Source organism: Nocardioides pocheonensis (assembly GCF_003725535.1).
Lineage (GTDB): Bacteria > Actinomycetota > Actinomycetes > Propionibacteriales > Nocardioidaceae > Marmoricola > Marmoricola pocheonensis.
The window spans coordinates 50,496-72,338 of sequence record NZ_RJSF01000044.1 but is presented as its reverse complement, the minus strand read 5'-3'; the positions used below and the strand labels follow the sequence as shown (position 1 = coordinate 72,338).

Sequence of the window (21,843 nt, the reverse complement as noted above, 5' to 3'; positions counted from 1 at the left end):
GGCGGGGGATGCGTCCGGATCAGCGGCCGTTCGCGCTGAAGTGCTGCAGGTCCTTCAGCGAGTGCCAGTTGCCGCCCCAGCCCCAGCCGATCGCGGCGAACGCGCGGACCACCGGACCGCGGGGAACGATCATCCCGGGGCGTCGCCAGGAGCGGTCGCGGTAGGCGCCGGCCAGCTCGGGGAGCACCAGGTCGCCCTTCAGGTAGGGGTTCTGGAACGGGTTGACGTCCACGGCCAGCCCGTAGGCGTGCTCGCTGAACGTCGTCGTTCCCCGCGCCACCCGACAGTTGAACGCCGCCGTGTCGTTGCCGTCGCCGGTCGGAGGTGCGGTCTGCTCGGGCTTCGTGGGGATCCGCATCTCCTCGATCGGGAAGCGGGCGTCGTACAGGGCGTGGAAGACGAGGACGAGCCCGGTCGCCGCGGAGCGGTTCACCAGCAGCTCGCCGGTGTGCCGGGCGCCGTCGAAGCCCCGGAAGGTCAGCCGCACCCACGACAGCCGACGCGCCGGCACCGGACAGCCCGGCGCCCAGGTCGACCGCGCGATCACCGACGCCGGGGCGGGGGTGGTGATCCGCGAGGCGAACCCGGAGCCCGGCAGCTCCGGCAGCCGGTCGGGCAGGGTGAAGCGCCGGTCGCGCAGCTCGGGCGGGGTCGGCTGCACCTCGCCGAAGCCGTCGGCCGTGACCGGCAGCGGGCGCGTGCCCAGCCAGGGCGGGGGCTGGGTGCCGTCGGTGGTGGTGGGTGTCGCGGTCGGGGACGTGGGCGGGGTCGTCGCCGGGCCGGGCGTCGGACTGGTCGGGGTGCTCGTTGCCGGGCTGGTCGAGCCTGCCGAGACCCCGGACGACGGACCCGTGGGCGGTGCTGCCGCGGGCGAGCCACCGCAGCCGGCGAGCACAGCGGCGGCGGCCAGGGTCAGCACGATCCGGCGCACGTCTGGAGCCTAGGTCGCCCCGGTGGCACCCCGCCCGCGGGCCTACGATGAAGGCATGGAGCGAACCCTGTACGAAGCCGACCACGAGTCCTTCCGTCAGTCGGTCAAGGAGTTCCTCGACCGAGAGGTGCAGCCGCACCTCGAGGAGCACCTCGAGCAGAAGGCGATCCCGCGGGAGTTCTGGCTCGAGGCCGGCAAGCAGGGCTTCCTGGGCCTGGAGATCCCGGAGGAGTACGGCGGCTCGGAGGCGGGCGACTACCGCTTCAACGCGGTGCTCACCGAGGAGCTCTCGAAGGTCAACATGGCGCTGCCGAGCTGCGTCGGCATCCACGCCGACATCGTGGCGCCGTACCTGGTGCACCTGACCACGGCGGAGCAGAAGAAGCGCTGGCTCCCCGGCTTCTGCAGCGGCGAGATCCTCACCGCGATCGGCATGACCGAGCCGAGCGGCGGGTCCGACCTCGCCGCCCTCAAGACCACGGCCGTCCGCGACGGCAACGAGTGGGTGATCAACGGCTCGAAGACCTTCATCACCAACGGCTACTCCGCCGACCTGGTGCTGGTCGCGGCGCGCACCTCGCCCGAGAAGAAGGCCCGCGGCATCACGCTGTTCGCGGTCGAGACCGCGGCGGAGGGCTTCTCCAAGGGGCGCAAGCTCGACAAGGTCGGGCAGCCGGAGTCCGACACGGCCGAGCTCTTCCTGGAGAACGTCCGCGTCGGCGACGACGCCGTGGTCGGCGAGGTCGACAACGGCTTCATCCACATGATGCAGTGGCTGCCGCAGGAGCGGCTCGGCTCGGCGATCACGAACCTCGCGCACGCGCGCCAGATCCTCGACGAGACCGTCGCCTACTGCCACGACCGGTCGGCGTTCGGCCAGTCGATCGGGCAGTTCCAGCACAACAAGTTCCTGCTCGCCGAGCTGGTCACCCAGGTCGACGTCACCCAGGCCTTCGTCGACCAGTGCGTGCTCGCGCACATGAAGGGCGAGCTGACCCCGATCGACGCTGCCAAGGCCAAGTGGTGGACCTCGCAGGTGCAGAACGACATCCTCGACGCCTGCGTCCAGCTGCACGGCGGCTACGGCTACATGAACGAGTACCGCGTCGCTCGGGCCTGGCGCGACGCCCGCGTGACCAAGATCTGGGCCGGCTCCAACGAGATCATGAAGGAGCTCATCGGGCGCGACCTGGGGTTCTGACCGGCTGCCATGCGGATGTTCGTGGCGGCGGTCCCGCCGCCCGAGGTGCTCGAGGACCTCGAGGAGTTCCTGTCCGTACGCCGCGAGGCCGGCGGCTTCCGCTGGACCCTGCCCGAGCAGTGGCACGTCACGCTGGCCTTCCTCGCCGAGGTCCCGGATCGCACCTACGACGATCTCGTCGACCGGCTCGGTAGGGCCGCGCGCAAGCGTCGCCCCATGCGGGCCGCAGTCGTCGGTGGCGGCGCCTTCCCCAACGTGGGCAGGGCCCGCGTCCTGTGGGCCGGGGTCGAGCTGGACGCCGGGCAGCCGGAGGGGACCGAGGAGCTGCGCCGGCTGGCGACCGGCTGCCGCGCGGCAGCCTCGAAGGCCGGCATCGAGGTCGCCGGTGAACGCTTCAAGCCCCACCTCACCCTCGCCCGGATGTCCCGCCCGATCGAGGCGACCCGCTGGGTTCGCCTCCTCGACGCCTACCGAGGCCCCGACTTCGCGATCGACGAGATCGCCCTGATCGCCTCGCACCTCGGCGAAGGCCCGCGGAAGCGGCCGCGGTACGAGGTGCGGGAGCGGTTCGCGCTGGGTGGGTGAGGGAGTGGTTGAGCCTGCTCGCACGTGGTTGAGCTGCTCGCAGGTGGTTGAGCTGCTCGCAGGTGGTTGAGCTTGCCGAAACCATGCTCGTCGGGTGGCGGTCGGTGCCGGGGGGACGCGCGGCGACGAGGGCGGTACGGCGCGGGGCCGGGTCTGCTGTCGGCTGTGGGTCTGCGCCGCTGCTTGGCAGGGAAGCAACGACCGCTGGTTGAGCCTGCCGAAACCACTCTCTCGCGTGGCGGTTTTGTGCCGGGGGAACGGGCAGCGACGAAGGGGTACCGGCGCGTGGCTGGGTCCTGCTGTCGGTCGCGGGTCTGGTGCATCGGTGGTTGAGGTGCGAGCGCCAGCGAGCCTCGAAACCACCCCACGGCACTGCCCGGCCCCGACTGCGGAGCCGACCCAAGGTGGTTGAGCCTGCCGAAACCACCCGCACCGCACGGGCCAGGCGGTCGCGAAAGATTCTCGAGAAATCTTCCGAATTCCCTTACCAGCAAGGCGAATCCGGGCCGAAAGTGTCGGTGGTCACCCCTAGATTCGAACCATGAACCCGACCACCAACACCGACACCGCCACCACGGCTGGTGCTGTGCTCGGATCGATCCGTGAAGCCCGCGCCGAAGCGAACGCAGCCGAAGCCCGCGTCCTCGCCCACGCCCTGGAGTGGGCGCACCTCCACGTCGTCTCGGACCTCGACGACGCCGCGACGCTGGTCACCGGCACCGGTCGGGACACCGGGATCCCGATCGCCGGCCAAAGTGCACCCCTGGTCAGCGAGTTCGCGGTCTGGGAGCTCGCCGCCGCGTTGGGACTGTCCATCGAGTCGGGTCGGAACCTGGTCGCCCAAGCCCTCGAGCTGGCCCACCGACTCCCGAAGACCTGGGCACGCGTCCAAGCCGGAAACCTGGCGCCGTGGCGGGCCAAGCGGATCGCCGATGCCACCCTCCACCTCAACCAAGAAGCCGCAGCCTTCGTGGATGACCAGGTCTCGCCGTTCGCGCACAAGACCGGACCCACCCAGACCCAACGCCTCGTCGACCAAGCGATCGCGATCTTCATGCCCGAGCTGGCCGCCGAGCAACGCGACCGGTCGGCCGAGCAGCGGTACTTCACAATCGACCACGACCAGGTCTCCTTCGCCGGCACCAGCCGGGTCCACGGCGAGCTCGACCTCGCCGACGCGTTCGACCTCGACGACGCCGTCCGCCGCGGAGCCGAACAACTCGCGGTCCTCGGCAACGAGGAATCGCTCGACGTGCGGCGATCACTCGCGGTCGGGATGCTGGCGCGTGGACAGCAGGCGATCGAGTTCGAGCCGGCGGGGGTGGGTTCGGCAGGCTCAACCACCCAACTGAGCGGCTCAACCCTCCCGTTGGGCGCCTCAACCAGCCCGAGGGCCCGCGACGTCGTGCTGTACGTGCACCTCTCCGAAGCCGCACTGACCTCCGGCGACCCGCACGAACCCGCCTGGCTGGAGAACGCCGGCGGACACCTCGTCACTGCCGGGAAGGTCGCCGAATGGTGCGGGGTTTCGGCAGGCTCAACCACCGGAAACGGGACCACCAAGATCACCGTGCGGTCGGTCCTCGACCTCGCCGAGACCCTGCACTCGGCCGGCTACCAACCCAGCCCAACGCTGACCGAGCAGATCGAGCTCGCGATCGCACCTGCGTGTTCCCTGGTGCAACCGTCCCGCCCGAGGCTGCGACAAGGACCACATCATCCCCCGGGAGCACGGCGGACCGACATCCAGCGACAACCTCGCCGCCCTCTGCAGACGACACCACCGGTTGAAGACCCACGGCGGCTGGACCTACACGATGCTCACACCCGGCGAGTACCTCTGGCACAGCCCCCACGGACACACCTGGCTGCGCGACCGCACCGGCACCATCGATCTGACCGCCGACCCACCCGACCGGTAGCCACCCCGCCCCGGACCCGGCGCACGCGCCGGGCCAGTGGCATGCCCCGGTGGTGCAACGAGGCCCGAGGCGCAGTCAGACTCGCTCCAGGTCGCCCGTCTCCGCGGTCGGCATCCGCTCTGCCCTCGACGACGCGACCAGGCTGGTCACCGTCACGGTCGCCAGGATGCCCAGGATGACGGCGAGGGACGCCAGCGTCGGCACGGTCGGTACGCCGGGCCAGACGCCGTGCGCCCAGTGCAGCACCAGCTTCACGCCGATGAAGCCGAGGATCGCGGCGAGGCCGAAGCCGAGGTGCACGAGCTTCGCCAGGGCGCCCTCGAGCACGAAGTAGAGCGCTCGCAGCCCGAGGAGGGCGAAGGCGTTGGTGGCGAAGACCAGGTAGGGATCGCCGGTAATGCCGTACACCGCGGGCACGGAGTCGATCGCGAAGACGAGGTCGGTGCCGAGGATCGCGGCGACCACGACCGTCGTGACGCTCGCGCCCGGGAGGAGCTTGCGCACCAGGCGCACGCTGCGCAGGTCGTCCACGTCGACGCCGTGGTGGCCCGAGCGGGCGTCCCTGAGCACCTTGACCGCGGTGACCAGCAGCACGCCGCCGAAGAGCAGGAACGCCCACGACACCGAGGCGATCAGCTCCGCGCCGATCGCGATGAAGGCGCCCCGCATGATGAGCGCGCCGGCCACGCCGATCAACAGCACCCGTTGGCGTTGTGCCGTCGGCACGGCGAAGGACGACAGCAGGATGATGAACACGAAGAGGTTGTCGACCGACAGCGACTTCTCGACGAGGTAGCCGGTGTAGTACTCCACGCCGCGCTGCTGTCCCTGCGACGCCCAGATCCAGACGCCGAAGGCGAGCGGCAGCGCGAGGTAGAAGGCCGACCAGCCGAGCGCCTCGCGCAGCGAGACCTCGTGCGGTTTGCGGGTGATGAGGAAGTCCAGCACGAGCAGGACGAGGACGGCGCCGATCGTGATCAGCCAGACGGACAGGGACATGCTCAGCTCCTGGATCAGGTGGCTGAGGTCTCCTTCACCGGCGCGGCCGGCCCGGCCCGGGGCGGTCACGGGACCGCCGTACTGACCGGGCGCGGAGTGCGAAGTACTCCCCTCGCCGCACACGCTAGCGAGGCGCCCCAAGAACGTCAGCGCGCGGAGTAGCGCTCCAGTGCGACCTTTCGCTCGGCGTCGTGGTCGACGATGCGGGCGGGGTAGCCGTGGTCGTAGCCCTCCGAGTGGCGCCAGGGCTCGTGCGCCGCGGCGCCCTCGAGGTGCGCGAGCTCGGGCACCCAGCGCCGCACGTAGGAGCCGTCGGGGTCGAGCTTCTTCCCCTGGCCCACCGGGTTGAAGACCCGGAAGTACGGCGCGGCGTCCGTGCCGGTGCCGGCCACCCACTGCCAGCCGTGGTTGTTCGACGCCAGGTCGCCGTCGACCAGGTGGTCGAGGAAGTGCCGGGCGCCGGCCGGCCACCACGCGTGCAGGTCCTTGGTCAGGAAGCTCGCGGTGATCATCCGCACGCGGTTGTGCATCCAGCCCTCGTGCAGAAGCTGCCGCATCCCCGCGTCGACGAGGGGATACCCGGTGTGGCCGGTCCGCCAGGCGTCGAGGGCGTCGCCGGGGTCGTCGTACGGGATCGCGAGCGGGCGGAGGTCGCGCCAGGCCGACTCCGGCCGGTGCCACAGCACGTCGGCGTAGAACTCGCGCCAGGCGAGCTCGGTGACGAAGCGGTCGACGCCGTCGCCGCGCCGGTCCGCGAGGTCGGCCAGCAGCCGGCGCGGGTGCACCGCGCCGACCTTGAGGTACGGCGACATCCGCGACGTCAGGTCCTGCGCGGGCCGGTCGCGCCCCTCGGCGTAGTCGTCGAGTCCCGCGTCGAGGAAGGCGCGCCACCGAGCGCGGGCACCGTCCTCGCCGGCCGCCGGCATCGCCGGAGGAGCCAGCTTCAGAGCGGTGGTGAGGCGTTCGGTCGCGGCGCCGTCGTTGCGCATCCGGCGCCACTCGACCGACGCGGCCGGGAGCGGGTCGTCCCAGCCGTGCGCGCGCCAGGCCCGCGCGAACGGCGTGAACACCTGGTACGCCGTGCCCTGCCCCGTGCGCACGCTCCCCGGCGCGACGGCGTACGGCGTCCCGTCCGGCTGCCCGACCATCCCCCGCTCGGCGAGCGCCGCTGCCACCCGGGCGTCGCGCGCGCGGCCGCCCGGCGTGGTCTCGGCGGTCACGTGCACGGCCGACGCACCTGCGGCCGCGGCGACCTCGGGCACGACGACGGCGGGGTCGCCGAACCGCACGACCAGGGCGTTGCCGGTGGCGTCCTGCAGCGCACGGACCGACGCGGCGACCCATGCCCGACGAGCCGGCCCCGCGCCGTCCCACAGGCGCGGGTCGACGACGAACAGCCCGACCACCTCGCCCTCCGCCGCCGCGGCAGCGAGCGCCGGGTGGTCGGAGAGCCGGAGGTCGCGGCGGAACCACAGCACACGCGTCGTCACGCCTCGAACCTACGGGGGTCCTTCGACCGTTCCGCCGTGATGGGCGGGGTCCTAGGCTCGGGACATGAAGATCGCAGTCATCGGAAGTGGCGTCGTCGGTCGCACCCTGGCCACCGCGTTCCGCCGTCTCGGCCACGACGTCGTCGTCGGCACCCGCGACCCCGAGGTCACGGGCAAGCGCGAGGAGTGGGCCGGGCTCGACCTCTCCCTGAGCCCGCTCGCCGAGGCCGGCACCGGCGCCGAGGTGGTCGTGAACGCGACCACGGGAGCCGCCAGCCTCGACGCCCTCGCCCCCGTCGACCTCGACGGCAAGGTGCTCCTCGACGTGTCCAACCCGCTCGACTTCTCCCAGGGGTTCCCGCCGAGCATGACGGTCAAGGACACCGACAGCCTCGCCGAGCAGATCCAGCGCGCCCACCCGGAGGCACGGGTGGTGAAGGCACTGAACACGGTCACCGCAGCCGTGATGGTGCACCCCGACTCCCTGCCCGAGAACAGCACGATGTTCCTCGCCGGCGACGACCCACTTGCCCGGGAGACCGTGCGCGAGCTGCTCGCCGAGCTCGGCTGGGTGGACGTCGTGGAGTTCCCGGCGCTCGAGTCCGCGCGTGGCCTGGAGATGTGGCTGCCGCTGTGGGTGCGGCTGATGGGCGTGCTCGGCACCGCGGACTTCAACATCCGGCTCGTGCGGCACTGACACCCTCCGGACGGCGAAACTCCGACGAAATGCCGTCCGGTTAGGGTCGAGGCATGTCCTACCTGCTGCGCGTCGAGCTGCCCGACATCCCCGGATCGCTGGGGCGGCTGGCGAGCGCGATCGGCGCCGCGGGCGCCAACATCGACGCGATCGAGATCGTCGGTCGCGACGGCGCGCGACAGCTGGCGATCGACGACGTGTTCATCGCGCCCGACGCCGAGGTGATGCCCGACAGCATCGTCTCCGCGTGCAACTCGCTGGACGGCGTCAAGGTGCTCTGGATCTCCCGGTACGCCGCCGGCGGCAACCTCTTCCTCGACCTCGAGGCCGTCGAGTCGATGACCGAGGACCCTGTGAAGGCGATCGAGCGGCTGGTCGACTCGCTGCCGACCGTGTTCCGCGTCGACTGGGGGGTGCACCTGCGGCGCGACGGCGAGACCGCGAGCGTCGTGCACGGCACCCCGTCGGCGCCGACCGAGATCCCCGACAAGATCCTCTGGCCGGAGAACCTCGAGAAGGGTCAGCGGATCGACGTACCGGACGTCTGGTCGGACCTCGTCGTCGCGGGCTCGCCGCTCAACTCCGACGAGCTGGTCGTGGTCGGCCGACGGGGCGGGCCGGAGTTCCTCGACTCCGAGATCGCCCGCCTCGCCCACCTGATCGCGATGGCGGCCTCGCTGCACCGCAATGCTTGATCTCTGGGGGCCTTATCAGTCGGTCGGCTCGAGCAGGAACACCGGGATCTCCCGGTCGGTCTTCTCCTGGTACGACGCATAGGTCGGCCAGGTGTCGACGGCGAACTGCCACCACTCGGCCCGCTCGTCGCCCTCGAGCAGGCGCGCCCGGTAGGGCTTCGCCTCGGGCCCGTCCTGGAGGTCCACCTCGGGGTGGGCGAGGAAGTTGAAGTACCACTCCGGCTGGTCCGGCGCGCCGCCCTTGGAGGCGATCGCGACGTACTTGCCGTCACGCTCGACCCGCATCACCGGGTTCTTGCGGAGCTTGCCCGACTTGGCACCGATCGAGGTGATCACCACGATCGGGTAGCCGGTGTCGCGCAGCGTGTTGGCCTCGGCTCCGCCGCTCGCCTCGTACTTCGCGACCTGCTCGCGCACCCAGCCTGCCTTGCTGGGGGCGTACTCACCTTGAAGTGTCATACCGGTGGAATACCTCCGACCGGCCCGTGCATTCCCGCCGGAGTCACGCCGTGGCCGGCAGCACCTTGTCGAGCTCGCGGGCGATCGCGGACTTCGGCCGGGCGCCGGTGATCTGCGCGACCGGCTCGCCGCGGTCGAAGACCAGCAGCGTCGGCAGCCCGAGCACGCGGTAGCGGGCCGAGACCAGCGGGTTCTCGTCCTGGTTGATCTTCACGACCCGCAGCCGGCCGGCACGCTCCTCGGCCAGCTGCTCGACCACCGGCGCGACCTGGTGGCACGGGCCGCACCAGGGCGCCCAGAACTCCACGAGCACGGGCAGGTCGGAGGCGAGCACCTCGGTCTCGAACTGGTCGTCGGTGATGTCGCTGATCATCGGGTCTCCTCGGGGGTGTAGTTCTCGGCTTCGGCGAGGAGGCCGGCGAGCTGGCCACGCAGGTCCGCCAGCTCCTGCATCCGGGCGTCGATGTCGGCGATCCGGGCGCGGTACGCCGACAGCGAGGCCGGGCACACGTCGGCCCGGTCGTTCCCGGCGCGCAGGCACTCCACGAACGGATGGGTCTGCTCGGCGGTCAGGCCGAGCGACAGCAGCGCCCTGACCTCCCGGACGATCCGGACGTCCTCGTCGTCGTACGTGCGGTAGCCGTTGGTCGCGCGCTCCGGACTGAGCAGTCCGCGCGACTCGTAGTACCGCACCGCCTTGACGCTGACGCCGGCCCGCTCGGCCAGTGTCTTGATGTGCATCGTCCTGGATTGCACGCCGTGTCCTCCTCGTCGCCGACGCTAGACGTTGACCCGTGGGGCAAGGTCAAGGCCCTTGGTCGTTGAGCCTGCCGAAACGCCGATACATTCCCGCCATGAGCGCGATCGAGGGAGTCAGCGAGATCTTCGACCCGTCCGACTGGGACGCGGTGCCCGGCTTCGAGGGCCTGACCGACCTCACCTACCACCGGGCGAAGGCCCACGGCACGGTGCGGATCGCCTTCGACCGGCCCGACGTGCTCAACGCGTTCCGTCCCCACACCGTCGACGAGCTGCTGCGCGTCCTGGAGCACGCACGCACGTCCGCGGACGTCGGTTGCGTGCTGCTCACCGGCAACGGCCCCTCGGAGAAGAACGGCAAGTGGGCGTTCTGCACCGGCGGCGACCAGCGGATCCGCGGCAAGGCCGGCTACCAGTACGAGGTTTCGGCAGGCTCAACCACCCCGGCGGCGACCGGAGCCGAGACACCGAACCCGATCGACCAGGCCCGGCTGGGCCGGCTGCACATCCTGGAGTGCCAGCGGCTGATCCGGTTCATGCCGAAGGTCGTGATCTGCCTGGTCAACGGCTGGGCGGCCGGGGGCGGGCACTCGCTGCACGTGGTCTGCGACCTCACCCTGGCCAGCCGCGAGCACGCCCGGTTCAAGCAGACCGACGCCGACGTGGGCTCGTTCGACGGCGGCTTCGGCTCGGCGTACCTGGCGCGCCAGGTGGGCCAGAAGATCGCCCGCGAGATCTTCTTCCTCGGTCAGGAGTACTCCGCCGACGACGGCGTCCGCATGGGCACCGTCAACCGGGCGGTGCCGCACGCCGAGCTGGAGAAGGTCGGCCTCGAGTGGGGCCGGCTGGTCAACGGCAAGAGCCCCACCGCCCAGCGGATGCTGAAGTACTCCTTCAACCTCATCGACGACGGCCTGGTCGGCCAGCAGCTCTTCGCCGGCGAGACCACGCGCCTGGCCTACATGACCGACGAGGCCCAGGAGGGCCGCGACCAGTTCCTGGAGAAGCGCGACCCGGACTGGTCGCCGTACCCCTGGTACTACTGAGCTCGCCCTCCTGCGCCGGTCCCGGCCGCCGACGTGTGGCCTGGGGCCGTTGTGGGTAACGGAGCGGATCACGGCGCCTCGGGAGGAGTCGCCGCCCAGCCGGGGAGGGTGGGACGACATCATGGCGTCGCAGGCTGAGCTCGAGCGGCAGCTCGAGCGTCTGCGCGACGACTCCAGCCGGTACCAGGCAGCGAGCGAGGCGGCGCTCGCCGAGCTCGCGTGGGTGATCGACTACCTGAGCCGCAACCGGCGCGCCCACCTCGCTCGACAGCTGCGCCGCAACCGCGCGTCGATCCTGCGCGCCCTGGGGAGCGACGCACCTCGTTGAGGATCGAGCCGGCGAAGGTGCAGGGAGACAGGGAGGGAACAACGATGGCCACGGACCGACAGGTCGACATCCGCGCGGACGTCGTGCAGATGCTGCTCGAGATCGTCGCGAACGAGCAGTACCCGTCGACGACCATGCTGCGGATGATCGAGCAGCTCGCCACGCCCGAGGAGCGCGCTGTCTACGCGCGCATCCTGATGGACAACATCACGTCGAGCACCTACCCCAGCATCCCGATGATGCGCCGGCTCGTCGCGCTGGGCTGAGAACGTCAGCTGGTCCTGCAGGTCGCAGCCATGCCCAGGATGCGGTCGCGCACCGACGGGTCGTTGCGCCCGAATTGCGGGTCGGACAGCTGGGCGACCGAGTACGTGTGGATGAGCTGGTCGGAGATGCAGCGGGCGTACTGGTCGGGTGCGCCGGCTCGCAGGACCGTGATGCCGATGTTGGTGCGCGACACCGCCAGCGCGACTGCCTCCTCCGAGACCTGCTTGCCGACCGTGCCGCCCGTGCCGGGGTCGCAGGACTCGAAGAGCAGATCAGCCCCCTCGGCGTGCACCGATGCCGGCGTGCCGGGTACGGCGCCGATCCACTGCTGCAGCGCACCGAGCATCCGTGCCGTGTCGGCGTCGGTCTGCCCGCGGTAGTCCACGCGTGCGCAGGTTGCTCCGTCGTGCTCGTAGGCGACGTAGGAGTCGCCGCCCCAACCGTCGACGACCGTCAAGGCGTCGGTCAGGGGTAGCCGCTGGGCGAGCATGAGGTACCACATCACGGCGCCGAACTCGCCATGGTCGAACCGCTTGTCGGAGCCTCCGATCGCCGGCTCCGGCGGGGTCTGGGGGTCCTGGTCGGAGAGCAGCACGCGGAACGGGTCCAGCAACGACGCGTCGTGGGTCGGGGCGTCCCGCACGAGCCGGTCGACGGCGGCGTTGCCACCGTCCCCGTCCACGGCCTGCACGAGTGCCTCGCCCAAGGTGTACGGCGCCGTGAACAGGGTGACGATGACCTGCGGGACCTTCGCGTAGGAGTCGGCTGCCCTGCTCTCCTGCGCCTGCCTGCTCGTCGTGATCTTGTCGCGCTCACCGGGGGTGAGCGACGCGAGGTAGCTGTCCTCGGTGCGCTCGGCGTCGCCCTCGATGATCGCGTCGAGGACGGAGTACTCCCCGGTGCTCTGCTTGTCGTTCTTCTTCGCCAGCACCTCGAGCCGGTCCCCGACCGCGAAGTGCTGGTCCTGCAGGGCGTGCGTCAGCTCGTGGACGAGCGTCGGTCGGACGGCAGGGCTGAGGTGGTCGCCCCGGATCGTGACCCGCTTGTCGGCGAACGAGTAGTAGGCCAGGGTCCCGGACCCCGACACCTCGTTGCCCGCGGAGAACAGGTCCACCTTCCCGCTGAGCAGGCCGAATGCGCGGAACAGGCCGGCGGACCGGTCGAGGTCGCGCCGGTCGTCGGCACTGAGGTCGCTCTCGTCGGCCCGCACCGTCTTCTCGAACTCGGCGTCGGGCAGGAAGCGCACGGTCACCGGGTGGAAGAAGGTGAGGCCGCGCTCCTTCTCCACGATCTTCACGTACGGCGCGATCCGCGGATCCCACGTGGAGGGGTACCTGGCCCCGGCGGACGCGTCCTTGCCACCCGTGCCGTGCAGCAGCACCCAGACGACCAGTGCGACACCGACGACCATCACCACGACGCCCCCGAGCACCATCCACAGGGGAATCTCGAACTCGGGGCGGAGGGGTTGCGGCGCGTCGATCGTTGCCGGTGAGAGGCCCGGATCACTCATCCACGGAGGTTAACCGCGGCGTCGCCGGTCATGTGGCAAAACGCGTCACATCGGACCGCGGCCGCGGGCTCAGCCGTCGTGGCGCTCGCGGTTGGCGACGATGCGGGCGGCGTGGTCCTCGGCCCACACCCGGATGGCGTCGATCGGGGCGAGCAGGTCGCGGCCGAGGTCGGTGAGCTCGTACTCGACCCGGGGCGGGACCTCCGCGAAGACGGTGCGGGTGACCAGGCCGTCGCGCTCGAGGGCGCGCAGGGTCTGGGTGAGCACCTTGGGCGTGATGCCCTCGATCTTCGAGCGGAGCTGGGAGAACCGGAGCGCGCCGTCGGAGAGCGCGACCACGATCAGCACCGTCCACCGGTCGCCGATCCGGTCGAGCACGACGCGGGAGGCGCAGTCGCGGGCGAAGGCGTCGGGGGCGAGATCCATGGTTTCCACGGGGTATCTATAGCACGTTGAAGTACTCAGTATCCAATCGATACTGTCGCGGCGATCCCCCTGGACACCGATGAAGGAGAACCCCATGAAGATCGCCGTGTACGGCGCCACCGGCGCCATCGGCAGCGCCATCGTCGACGAGGCCCGCAGCCGCGGCCACGAGGTCACCGGCATCAGCCGCCGTGGCAGCGACACCCCCGGCGACCTGACCGGTGACGCGCTGGACGCGGACTTCGCCACCGCGGTCGCCGAGAAGCACGACGTGATCGTCTCCGCGATCGGCCCGAGCCGGGTCGAGGACGACGGCACCCGCTTCGTCGACAGCATCGCCAACCTGGTCGCCACCCTCGGCGACCGCCGCCTTCTCGTCGTCGGTGGGGCCGGCAGCCTCCAGGTCGACGGTGTGCGTCTCGTCGACTCCCCGGAGTTCCCGGACGCCTACAAGCCCGAGGCGCTCAAGGGTGCCGCGTCGCTGGCGCTGCTGCGCGAGGCCGGCGAGGACGTCGACTGGACCTACCTGTCGCCGGCCCCCGTGATCCTGCCGGGCGAGCGCACGGGCTCGTACAAGGTCGAGCTGGAGACGCCCGCCGGCGAGCAGGTCAGCATCCCGGACTACGCGGTCGCCCTGGTCGACGAGATCGAGCAGCCCCAGCACGTGCGGCAGCGGTTCACGGTCGCCAACTGAGGCTCGAGTGCTGGGGTGGTCGCTCCGGCGACCACCCCAGCACTCGACCGGCCCGGCGCGGACGTCACCGGTTCGTCACCGGGCAGCCGTTGCCGAGACCGGGGCGAGCCGGGACAGTCGTCGCATGAGCGACGACATCGACCTCGACTTCACCGGCCTCAAGGCCATGTTCATCAACGGCACGTTGAAGCGGAGCCCCGAGCCCAGCCACACCCAGGGGCTGGTCGACGCCAGCGCAGGGATCATGGCCAAGCACGGCGTCGAGGTGGAGATGATCCGCTTCGTCGACCACGACATCGCCACGGGGGTCTACCCGGACATGACCGAGCACGGCTGGGAGAGCGACGAGTGGCCCGAGATCTACCCGCGCGTGCTGGACGCGGACATCCTGGTGGTCGCCGGCCCGATCTGGCTCGGTGACAACTCCAGCCAGACCAAGAAGGTCATCGAGCGGCTGTACGCCCTGAGCGGGATGCTCAACGACAAGGGGCAGTACCTCTTCTACGGACGCGTGGCCGGGTGCCTGATCACCGGCAACGAGGACGGCATCAAGCACTGCGCGCAGAACGTGCTCTACAGCCTGCAGCACATCGGCTACACGATCCCGCCGAACGCCGACGCCGGGTGGATCGGCGAGGCGGGGCCCGGGCCGTCGTACCTCGACCCGGGGAGCGGTGGGCCGGAGAACGACTTCACCAACCGCAACACCACGTTCATGACCTGGAACCTGCTGCACCTGGCCCGGATGCTCAAGCAGGCCGGGGGCGTGCCGGGCTACGGCAACCAGCGCTCGGAGTGGAACGCGGGCGCCCGGTTCGACTTCGCGAACCCGGAGTACCGCTGACCGGCGGCCCGGGTCAGTGCCGGGGTCAGTGCGGCGTGAGGTAGGGCAGCTCGCTGTCGGTCCAGAACGTGTCCCAGCCGTCCCGGCGCAGCTTCTCCTGGTGCAGGTCCACGGCCAGGTGCTGGGCGAAGTCCTCGTCACGCAGGATCACGTAGGTGATCGCCCACACGAGGGCGGTGATGCCGAGGCCCACGGCGGCGCCGGCAGCCAGCGACGACCAGTCGCCCTGCCAGGTCCAGACGACCAGGGCGACGAGCCACGCGGCGTAGCCGAGGGCGACCAGCGGCTCCCTGATCCACTCCCGCAGCACGATGCGGGTGGCGCGACGGGCCCGGGCCCGCGCCAGGCAGCGCTCGCAGAGCAGGACGGTCTCGACGCCGCCGATCTGGTACCGGTCGGTCCACGGGGACAACGGGCTGCCGGGGTAGGCCGACGCGTGGTAGTACGACGTCTCACCGGCATGGTCGACCGGTTCGGTCCGGCCGTAGTGGAAGGCGTGCGGTGCACCCTCGGTCGTCATGCACTGCTCGCACGGTGCGTTGGTCATGGCCACCTCCCGGGGTCTGGTTCCCCTCACCTCCAGCGTGCGTCGGCACGACGGGGGCCGGTAGGTGCGAAGGTCCTCAGCCCCGGAACCAGCCCGTGTGGCCGGCCGGGACGGTCGTGCCCTGCACGGCGGGACCGCTGCCGAGCACCAGGTCGCCCCAGTCGTTCGGCACGGCGTACGGCGCGCCGTCGAAGACCGTCACGCACACCACGTCGCCGCGCCGGAACGCGAGCACGTCCGCGCGGCCGGCGTCCACCCAGGCCAGCGGGGTGCCCTGGTCGATCTGCCGGCGCGTGCGCAACGCCGCCCGGTAGAGGTGCAGCACCGACCCGGGGTCGCGCTCCTCGCGGCTCGCGGCGTAGTCGGCGAACCACTCCGGTTGCGGCAGCCACGGGGTGCCGGACGTGAATCCGAACGTCGGGCCGTCCTCCGTCCACGGCAGCGGGACGCGGCAACCGTCGCGCCCGAAGTCGGTGTGGCCGGTGCGCTCCCACATCGGGTCCTGACGGGCCTCGTCGGGGAGGTCCTGGACCTCGGGGAGCCCGAGCTCCTCGCCCTGGTAGAGGTAGACCGAGCCGGGGAGCGCGAGCAGGAACAGCAGCGCCGCGAGCGCCCGCTGGGTGCCGAGCTCGAGGTCGACCCGGCCCCTGATCCGGGTGAGCAGGGCGTTGGCGTCGGGGCTCGTGATCGGCTCCGGCTCGACGATGCCGTAGCGGGTCACGGCCCGGTGCACGTCGTGGTTGTTCAGCGTCCAGGTGGGCGCGCCGTGCTCGTCGGAGAGCACGGCGTACGCCGACTCGACGGAGTGCCGGAACGCCGCGGCCTCGAACGGCTCGCGGATCAGCCCGAAGTAGAAGACCTGGTGCAGCTCGTCGGCGCGGATGTACTCCGCGGAGTGCGCCGGCGACACCCACGCCTCGCCGACGAGGGTCAGGTCGCGGTCGTAACTGTCAGCGACGCGGCGCCAGCGGCGGAAGATGTCGTGGATGCCGGGCTGGTTCCAGGCGTGCCGGTTCAGCTCACCCGGTGCGACGTCCGGGAGGCCGCGCTCCTTGACCATGCCGTGGGCCACGTCGATGCGGAAGCCGTCGACGCCGCGCTCGAACCAGGTCGCGAGGACGTCGTCGAACATCGCCGGGACCGACGGGTCGTCCCAGTTGAAGTCCGGCTGGGTGGCGTCGAAGAGGTGGAGGTACCACTGGCCGTCCGGCACGCGCGCCCACGCCGGCCCGCCGAACATCGACCGCCAGTTGTTCGGCGGCTCGGAGCCGTCGGGACCGCGGCCGTCGGCGAAGATGAACCGGCGTCGTGCCGCCGAGCCGGGCTCGGCCGCGAGGGCCTCCTGGAACCACGGGTGCTGGTCGGAGCAGTGGTTCGGGACCAGGTCGAGGAGCACCTTCAGGCCACGGGCATGGGCCGCCTCGAGGAACCGCTCGAAGGCCGGCAGGCCGCCGTACACGGGGTCGATGGTGAGGTAGTCGGCGACGTCGTAGCCGCCGTCGCGCTGGGGGGAGGGGTAGCACGGGTTGAACCAGACGCCGTCGACCCCGAGCCCGGCGATGTGGTCGAGCCGCTCGAGGACGCCGTCGAGGTCGCCGATTCCGTCACCGTCGGTGTCGAGGAACGACTTGAGGTAGAGCTGGTAGACGACCGCCGAGCGCCACCACGGCGCTGCCTGCGCGTCGTCGCTCACGCGCGGGCCGCCGTGACCACGGCGGGGAGCACGCCCGGGAGCGCCTGCTCGACCTCGTCGAGCCGCAGCAGCTGGTGGGCCTGCCCGCCGATCATCACGCGCTCGGTCAGTCCGGCCTCGCGCAGGATCTTGAAGTGGTGGCTCGCCGTGGACTTGTTGATCCCGTCGTAGAGCTGGCCGCAGGCCATCGGTGCACCCGAGTCGGCGAGTCGGCGGACCATCTCCAGCCGCACCGGGTCGGCGAGCGCGGCCAGCACCTGCTGCAGCGGCGCCACCGGCTGGACGGCCGGCAGCACGGGACTGTCGGCGGCGTCCTCGAGGGTGTCCGTGGTCGTGCCCATCGCTCCTCCAGCGGCGTACGAGTCGGAAATAGGTTTGATGTTCGTCGAACTACCGCCTAGTGTCGGTGTTCGACGTACATCGAACTTAGCAGATCCGCTGGAGGACATCATGCGCACACCCACGCTTTCCCGCTCGCTGCCGGACACCGCTCCGCAGCAGGGTGCCGGCGGGCGTCGGCCGCTGATCGCGCCGTACCCGCTGCTGATCGCGCTGCTGGCGGTGGCGCTCGGTGTGTCCGGCGCGCCCGCGCCGCTGTACGGCGTCTACCAGCGGGAGTGGCACCTGGCTCCGATCACCACGACCCTGGTGTTCGCGGTCTACGCCTTCGCCGCCCTGGGCGCGGTGCTGGTCGCGGGTCAGGTGTCCGACCGGTATGGCCGCAAGCCGCTGCTGGTCGGGGCAGCGGTCGCGATGGTGGTCGGCCTCGTGGTCTTCATGACCGCCCAGGGCGTGGCGGCGCTCTTCGTCGCCCGTGCGCTCCACGGAGCCGCGGTGGGCGCCACGGTGGTGGCGGGCAGTGCCGCGTTGCTGGACCTGCGGCCGCACGACGGCGCCCGCACCGGTCACCTGACCGGGATCATCTTCAACGTCGGCATGGCCGTGACCATCCTCGGCGCGTCGCTGCTGGCGCAGTTCGGTCCCGACCCGCTCGTGACGCCGTACGCCGTCGTCGGCCTCGTGGTGCTCCTGCTGCTGCTCAACCTGCTGCTCATGGGCGAGACCCACCAGGTGCGGCCGAGCACGCGCATCCGGCTGGCCCGTCCGCGGGTGCCGCGCGCGATCCGCCACGACTTCCGCTTCGCCGTGCTCGGCGTGATGGCGTCGTGGTCCGTGCTCGGGGTCTACCTCTCGCTGTTCCCGGCCTTCGCCGGCCAGTCGACCGGCATCCACAGCCTGGTCTTCGGCGGCGCGGTCGTCGCCGCGATGGCCAGCGCGGCTGCGGTGAGCCAGGCGTTCGGGGCCCGCTTCGACCCTCGCCCGGCCGCGATCGCGGGCGACTTCGGCACCGCGGTCGCCCTGGTGGTCAGCGTGCTCGCGCTCGACAGCCACCGGGCGTGGCTGGTGGCAGCGGCGGCCGTGTTCATGGGGCTGTCGTTCGGTCTCTCCTTCGGCGGCTCGCTGCGCCACCTGGGCCGGGTGGTGCCGGCCGACCACCGCGGCGAGGTGATGTCGGCGTACTACGTGCTCGCCTACAGCGCGATGGCCGTGCCCACGATCCTCGCCGGCTGGGCCGCCACGCAGTGGAGCCTCGCGGCGATCTTCCCGTGGTTCACCGCCGCCGTCGCCCTCGCCTGCCTGACGGCCGGCGTGCTCGGGCTGGCCGCACGACGCCCCGAGCCGCTTCTCGCCTGATCCGGCGCCCGACCCGGCGCAGCGTCCTTGCGGCCGGGTCGAAGATGGGGGCGTGAAGGTCGTCGTGCTCACCGGCGCCGGCATCTCCGCCGAGAGCGGGCTGCCGACGTTCCGCGACTCCGCGGGCCTCTGGGAGGGCCACCGACCCGAGGAGGTGGCCACCCCGGAGGCCTTCGCCGCCGACCCCGACCGGGTGCTCCGGTTCTACGACCTGCGCCGGCAGACGCTCGCCCGGGTGGAGCCGAACGCCGCGCACCACGCGCTCGCCCGGCTCGAGGAAGCACTCGGGCCCGACCTGTTCCTGGTGACCCAGAACGTCGACGACCTCCACGAGCGGGCCGGTTCCCGGCAGGTCCACCACCTGCACGGGCGGCTGTCCTCGGCGTGGTGCCGGGCCTGCGACGCGCGGATGTCGTGGACCGGAACGCTCGCCGACCGACCCCCGTGCCCGGCCTGCGGGCGCCCGGAGCTGCGGCCCGACATCGTGTGGTTCGGCGAGGCGCCGTACGAGGTGGACGCGGTGCACGCCGCCCTGCACGAGTGCGACCTGTTCGCGGCGATCGGCACCTCGGGCACCGTCTACCCGGCGGCCGCCTACGTGCACTACGCCCTGGCCGTCGGGGCGCGCACCGTGGACCTGAACCTCCGGCCGTCCGTGCCCAGTGACTTCGACGAGAGCCGGGTTGGTCCTGCCTCCGACGTGGTGCCGGCCTGGGTCGACGAGCTGCTCGGCGGGCCGTCGACGGGGCACGTGCGGTGATCCGCGTGCTCGCCGGCGTCCTCTGTCTCGGGATGCTGGCCGTCGGCTGCGGCGGAGACCCGCCCCTGCCCAGCCGGCTGCGCGGGCGAGCCGTCGCCGCGATGGCAGAGCGCCAGCTCGAGGCGCAGAACTCCGGGCTCGCACGGGGCACGCTCTCCTGCCCGGACGTCGCGCTGAAGGTGGGCGCGTCGGTGCGCTGCCTGCGCACGACCGAGCTCAGCGAGGGCCGACTCGTGAAGATCGGCGGCACGGTGTCGGTCACGTCGCTCGCCTCGGGCGGACGGCTGCACGTGGCGATGGACCGGCAGGCGCAGGAGTTCGGGCTGCTCGGGGAGCGGCTCGCGGCCGGCGTACGGGAGTGGTACGCGAAGCGCTACGGCGCGGCGCCCACGGGGCTCGCCTGCCCCTACCTGCGGGGCGAGGTGGGCAACCGGGTCGTGTGCCACGGAGCGGGCCGGCGCGACGTCGAGGTGGTCGTCACCGCCGTCGACCCGGCGAGCTACCGGGCCGTGTACGTCATCCGGGCGCACCGTCCACGGCCCACTCCTTGAGGGTCCACGAGTCGAGCAGACCCTCGAGGAAGAACGGATCGGAAGCGACCATCCGTTCGGCGTCCCGGACGTCGTCGGCCCGGAACGTGATCAGTCCGCCCGAGCGGTCCCCGAATGGACCTCCGAGGTAGTCGGCGAGAGCCAGCGTGCGCCAATGCTCCGCATGCGCACGGGCGCTGGATCGAATGCGCGCCGTGTCGGCCCCCATCAGGTAGAAGTAGGCGAATCGAGCGGTCATCCCCGGTGACCGGCGTGAGCGGCGTGGCCCGAGGAGTACAGGTCGAGTCGGAAGAGCATCACGACCACCATTGCTACGCACGCCAGGCCGCACACGGCGGGGAACAGTGCCGCCTCGGAGACCAGGCCGACCCAGAAGCCGACGATGAGCACGATGCCGGCCGCGACCGACGACCCTGCCATCTCCAGGGTCGGACGCCAGTCCATGCGTCGGAACCGCATCCAGAGGACCATCGCGGCTCCGAGGATGCACGAGACGATGAACGCCGAGAGCGCCGGAGATCCGGTCCTGAGATCGGAGAATCCGAGGAGTGCCGCGGCTCCGAAGAACAGCGCGATCAGCAGGCCGCCGCCGAGGCACATCACGGCACACATCTCCATGAAGTGGACGCCGAAGTGTCCGATCGGCTTCGCGATCTTGTCGGGACCCGACCGGCCGTGCGTGGAACCGCTCTCTGACGACCGGGTGTGGTGCAGTACCTGCATGAGATCCTCCAGGGGGGTGACTCGCTGTTGCTCGGCACCTGTGGGTCGCGCTGGAGGTCGGTGATCTGGCCCTGCGTGAAGAGCAGGCCCGAGGGGCTCCTACCCGGTCCACGATCCGCGTGCTCCCCGGGCCCCAGAAGGGTCGAAAGACCCTCGGTTCGGGCCGAACGGCAGGGGCGCCGGAGTCGGCACTCTGGTAGTGGAGAGGTCAGGCCGCGTTAGCGCACCCTTACCTTCGTTGCCCCCCGCGTTGCGGACGTGATGGATTGGGCGCATGACCACGGACGCCGAGCTGCCTCCCGACACCGAGATCGGGCCGCACGAGCACGAGCCGCACGGTGGCGGCACGAATGCACTGCTCAACTGGCTGCGCGCCGCCGTGCTCGGCGCCAACGACGGCATCGTGTCCACCGCCGGCCTGGTCATGGGTGTCGCCGGTGCGACCACCGACCGGCAGGCGATCTTCGTCGCGGGCCTCGCCGGCGTGATCGCGGGTGCGTTGAGCATGGCCGCTGGGGAGTACGTCTCCGTGAGCTCGCAGAAGGACACCGAGAAGGCCCTCCTGGCCAAGGAGATGCGCGAGCTGGAGGAGGAGCCCGAGGAGGAGCTCGCGGAGCTCGCCGGGATCTACCGCGGCAAGGGGCTCTCCGAGGCCACGGCTCGACAGGTCGCCCTCGAGCTCACCGCGCACGACGCCCTTGCCGCGCACGCTGAGGCCGAGCTCGGGCTCGACGCCTACGAGCGCACCAAGCCCTCCCACGCCGCGCTCGCGTCGATGACGGCCTTCACGATCGGCGCCCTGCTCCCGCTGCTCACCATCACTCTGCTGCCGCAGAGCGTGCGGATCTGGGCCACGGTCGTCTCCGTCGTGCTGGCGCTCGCGCTGACCGGGTTCGCCTCGGCCCGCTTCACCAACGCGATCGTGAGCCGCGCGATGGTGCGGACCGTCGGCGGCGGCCTGCTCGCGATGGGCGTGACCTACGCGGTGGGCAGCCTGGTCGGCGCGAACATCTGAGCC

The 21,843-nt window shown here is 71.2% G+C and carries 27 protein-coding genes; 14 read left to right on the top strand and 13 right to left on the bottom strand.

Going from position 1 to position 21,843, the window contains the following annotated elements:
- Positions 1–19: 19 nt before the first annotated feature.
- Positions 20–931 (bottom strand): M15 family metallopeptidase, encoded by a 912-nt coding sequence (locus EFL26_RS17575; RefSeq protein WP_221177022.1) that lies wholly within the window; start codon positions 929–931, stop codon positions 20–22.
- 55 nt (positions 932–986) lie between these two features.
- On the opposite strand from EFL26_RS17575, the gene EFL26_RS17570 reads away from it, so the two are divergent.
- The 3 genes from EFL26_RS17570 to EFL26_RS25010 all read left to right on the top strand — a co-directional run bounded on the left by EFL26_RS17570 (position 987) and on the right by EFL26_RS25010 (position 4,818).
- Complete coding sequence (locus EFL26_RS17570; protein ID WP_123224216.1) at positions 987–2,132, top strand: acyl-CoA dehydrogenase family protein; 1,146 nt, start codon at positions 987–989, stop codon at positions 2,130–2,132.
- Positions 2,133–2,141: 9 nt separating this feature from the next.
- Positions 2,142–2,717: an RNA 2',3'-cyclic phosphodiesterase gene (gene thpR / locus EFL26_RS17565; RefSeq protein ID WP_123224215.1), complete on the top strand. Its 576-nt coding sequence runs from the start codon at positions 2,142–2,144 to the stop codon at positions 2,715–2,717.
- A 541-nt stretch (positions 2,718–3,258) separates the two neighbouring features.
- On the top strand, positions 3,259–4,818 hold the full coding sequence (locus EFL26_RS25010; RefSeq protein WP_425464114.1) for a DUF222 domain-containing protein: 1,560 nt from the start codon (positions 3,259–3,261) through the stop codon (positions 4,816–4,818).
- Here the strand turns inward: EFL26_RS25010 and EFL26_RS17550 are convergent.
- Positions 4,715–5,707: a TerC family protein gene (locus EFL26_RS17550; protein ID WP_246000252.1), complete on the bottom strand. Its 993-nt coding sequence runs from the start codon at positions 5,705–5,707 to the stop codon at positions 4,715–4,717. The two genes, EFL26_RS25010 and EFL26_RS17550, sit on opposite strands and share 104 nt — an antisense overlap.
- Before the next feature lie 77 nt (positions 5,708–5,784).
- The gene (locus EFL26_RS17545; RefSeq protein ID WP_123224214.1) at positions 5,785–7,128 is read right to left on the bottom strand and encodes a cryptochrome/photolyase family protein; all 1,344 of its coding nucleotides are present in this window, start codon (positions 7,126–7,128) and stop codon (positions 5,785–5,787) included.
- A gap of 64 nt (positions 7,129–7,192) precedes the next feature.
- Here EFL26_RS17545 and EFL26_RS17540 point away from each other — a divergent pair, with 64 nt between their 5' ends.
- Together EFL26_RS17540 and EFL26_RS17535 are read left to right on the top strand one after the other, a co-directional pair.
- Positions 7,193–7,825: an NADPH-dependent F420 reductase gene (locus EFL26_RS17540; protein ID WP_123224213.1), complete on the top strand. Its 633-nt coding sequence runs from the start codon at positions 7,193–7,195 to the stop codon at positions 7,823–7,825.
- 53 nt (positions 7,826–7,878) lie between these two features.
- Positions 7,879–8,520 carry an ACT domain-containing protein gene (locus EFL26_RS17535; RefSeq protein ID WP_123224212.1) on the top strand — a complete coding sequence of 214 codons (642 nt, stop codon included), beginning with the start codon at positions 7,879–7,881 and terminating at the stop codon, positions 8,518–8,520.
- A gap of 15 nt (positions 8,521–8,535) precedes the next feature.
- On the opposite strand, the gene EFL26_RS17530 is transcribed toward EFL26_RS17535, so the two are convergent.
- The 3 genes from EFL26_RS17530 to EFL26_RS17520 are packed head-to-tail and all read right to left on the bottom strand — an operon-like array spanning position 8,536 to position 9,735.
- Entirely contained in the window at positions 8,536–8,979 is a 444-nt protein-coding gene (locus EFL26_RS17530; RefSeq protein ID WP_123224211.1) for a nitroreductase family deazaflavin-dependent oxidoreductase, read from the bottom strand.
- 43 nt (positions 8,980–9,022) lie between these two features.
- On the bottom strand, positions 9,023–9,352 hold the full coding sequence (trxA, locus tag EFL26_RS17525; protein ID WP_123224210.1) for a thioredoxin: 330 nt from the start codon (positions 9,350–9,352) through the stop codon (positions 9,023–9,025).
- On the bottom strand, positions 9,349–9,735 hold the full coding sequence (locus tag EFL26_RS17520) for a MerR family transcriptional regulator (protein ID WP_246000251.1): 387 nt from the start codon (positions 9,733–9,735) through the stop codon (positions 9,349–9,351). Before EFL26_RS17520 ends, trxA begins: the two co-directional genes overlap by 4 nt.
- A 98-nt stretch (positions 9,736–9,833) precedes the next feature.
- Here EFL26_RS17520 and EFL26_RS17515 point away from each other — a divergent pair, with 98 nt between their 5' ends.
- The 3 genes from EFL26_RS17515 to EFL26_RS17505 all read left to right on the top strand — a co-directional run bounded on the left by EFL26_RS17515 (position 9,834) and on the right by EFL26_RS17505 (position 11,378).
- Positions 9,834–10,784 (top strand): 1,4-dihydroxy-2-naphthoyl-CoA synthase, encoded by a 951-nt coding sequence (locus EFL26_RS17515; RefSeq protein WP_123224208.1) that lies wholly within the window; start codon positions 9,834–9,836, stop codon positions 10,782–10,784.
- A gap of 121 nt (positions 10,785–10,905) precedes the next feature.
- Positions 10,906–11,112, top strand: coding sequence for a hypothetical protein (locus tag EFL26_RS17510; RefSeq protein WP_123224207.1), 207 nt, complete (start codon positions 10,906–10,908; stop codon positions 11,110–11,112).
- Positions 11,113–11,156: 44 nt separating this feature from the next.
- Entirely contained in the window at positions 11,157–11,378 is a 222-nt protein-coding gene (locus tag EFL26_RS17505) for a hypothetical protein (RefSeq protein WP_123224206.1), read from the top strand.
- Positions 11,379–11,383: 5 nt separating this feature from the next.
- Here EFL26_RS17505 and EFL26_RS17500 read toward each other — a convergent pair whose 3' ends face one another.
- Both EFL26_RS17500 and EFL26_RS17495 read right to left on the bottom strand, forming a co-directional pair.
- The gene (locus tag EFL26_RS17500; RefSeq protein ID WP_123224205.1) at positions 11,384–12,892 is read right to left on the bottom strand and encodes a hypothetical protein; all 1,509 of its coding nucleotides are present in this window, start codon (positions 12,890–12,892) and stop codon (positions 11,384–11,386) included.
- A 69-nt stretch (positions 12,893–12,961) separates the two neighbouring features.
- On the bottom strand, positions 12,962–13,318 hold the full coding sequence (locus EFL26_RS17495; protein ID WP_123224204.1) for a winged helix-turn-helix transcriptional regulator: 357 nt from the start codon (positions 13,316–13,318) through the stop codon (positions 12,962–12,964).
- A 94-nt stretch (positions 13,319–13,412) separates the two neighbouring features.
- Between EFL26_RS17495 and EFL26_RS17490 the strand changes: the two genes are divergently transcribed.
- Both EFL26_RS17490 and EFL26_RS17485 read left to right on the top strand, forming a co-directional pair.
- Positions 13,413–14,012: an NAD(P)-dependent oxidoreductase gene (locus tag EFL26_RS17490; RefSeq protein ID WP_123224203.1), complete on the top strand. Its 600-nt coding sequence runs from the start codon at positions 13,413–13,415 to the stop codon at positions 14,010–14,012.
- A gap of 124 nt (positions 14,013–14,136) precedes the next feature.
- A complete protein-coding gene (locus tag EFL26_RS17485) occupies positions 14,137–14,856 on the top strand; it encodes a flavodoxin family protein (protein WP_123224202.1) in 720 nt (239 codons plus the stop codon).
- A 25-nt stretch (positions 14,857–14,881) separates the two neighbouring features.
- Here the strand turns inward: EFL26_RS17485 and EFL26_RS17480 are convergent, their stop codons facing one another.
- The 3 genes from EFL26_RS17480 to EFL26_RS17470 all read right to left on the bottom strand — a co-directional run bounded on the left by EFL26_RS17480 (position 14,882) and on the right by EFL26_RS17470 (position 17,437).
- The gene (locus tag EFL26_RS17480) at positions 14,882–15,403 is read right to left on the bottom strand and encodes a hypothetical protein (RefSeq protein ID WP_123224201.1); all 522 of its coding nucleotides are present in this window, start codon (positions 15,401–15,403) and stop codon (positions 14,882–14,884) included.
- A 76-nt stretch (positions 15,404–15,479) separates the two neighbouring features.
- A complete protein-coding gene (locus EFL26_RS17475) occupies positions 15,480–17,096 on the bottom strand; it encodes a glycoside hydrolase family 13 protein (protein WP_123224200.1) in 1,617 nt (538 codons plus the stop codon).
- Positions 17,093–17,437, bottom strand: a complete 345-nt coding sequence (locus EFL26_RS17470; RefSeq protein ID WP_123224199.1) for an ArsR/SmtB family transcription factor — start codon at positions 17,435–17,437, stop codon at positions 17,093–17,095. Before EFL26_RS17470 ends, EFL26_RS17475 begins: the two co-directional genes overlap by 4 nt.
- A gap of 109 nt (positions 17,438–17,546) precedes the next feature.
- Here EFL26_RS17470 and EFL26_RS17465 point away from each other — a divergent pair, with 109 nt between their 5' ends.
- Genes EFL26_RS17465 through EFL26_RS17455 form a run of 3 tightly spaced genes read left to right on the top strand, consistent with a single transcriptional unit; the run spans position 17,547 to position 20,102 of the window.
- The gene (locus EFL26_RS17465) at positions 17,547–18,791 is read left to right on the top strand and encodes an MFS transporter (RefSeq protein WP_123224198.1); all 1,245 of its coding nucleotides are present in this window, start codon (positions 17,547–17,549) and stop codon (positions 18,789–18,791) included.
- A gap of 52 nt (positions 18,792–18,843) precedes the next feature.
- Positions 18,844–19,551, top strand: a complete 708-nt coding sequence (locus EFL26_RS17460) for an NAD-dependent deacylase (RefSeq protein ID WP_123224197.1) — start codon at positions 18,844–18,846, stop codon at positions 19,549–19,551.
- The gene (locus tag EFL26_RS17455; RefSeq protein ID WP_123224196.1) at positions 19,548–20,102 is read left to right on the top strand and encodes a hypothetical protein; all 555 of its coding nucleotides are present in this window, start codon (positions 19,548–19,550) and stop codon (positions 20,100–20,102) included. The genes EFL26_RS17460 and EFL26_RS17455 overlap by 4 nt, the downstream gene beginning before the upstream one ends.
- On the opposite strand, the gene EFL26_RS17450 is transcribed toward EFL26_RS17455, so the two are convergent.
- Complete coding sequence (locus tag EFL26_RS17450; protein WP_123224195.1) at positions 20,068–20,340, bottom strand: YciI family protein; 273 nt, start codon at positions 20,338–20,340, stop codon at positions 20,068–20,070. The genes EFL26_RS17455 and EFL26_RS17450 overlap by 35 nt on opposite strands.
- Positions 20,337–20,825 carry a DUF1129 domain-containing protein gene (locus EFL26_RS17445; protein ID WP_123224194.1) on the bottom strand — a complete coding sequence of 163 codons (489 nt, stop codon included), beginning with the start codon at positions 20,823–20,825 and terminating at the stop codon, positions 20,337–20,339. The genes EFL26_RS17450 and EFL26_RS17445 overlap by 4 nt, the downstream gene beginning before the upstream one ends.
- Before the next feature lie 274 nt (positions 20,826–21,099).
- On the opposite strand from EFL26_RS17445, the gene EFL26_RS17440 reads away from it, so the two are divergent.
- Complete coding sequence (locus EFL26_RS17440; protein WP_123224193.1) at positions 21,100–21,840, top strand: VIT1/CCC1 transporter family protein; 741 nt, start codon at positions 21,100–21,102, stop codon at positions 21,838–21,840.
- Positions 21,841–21,843 lie beyond the last annotated feature (3 nt).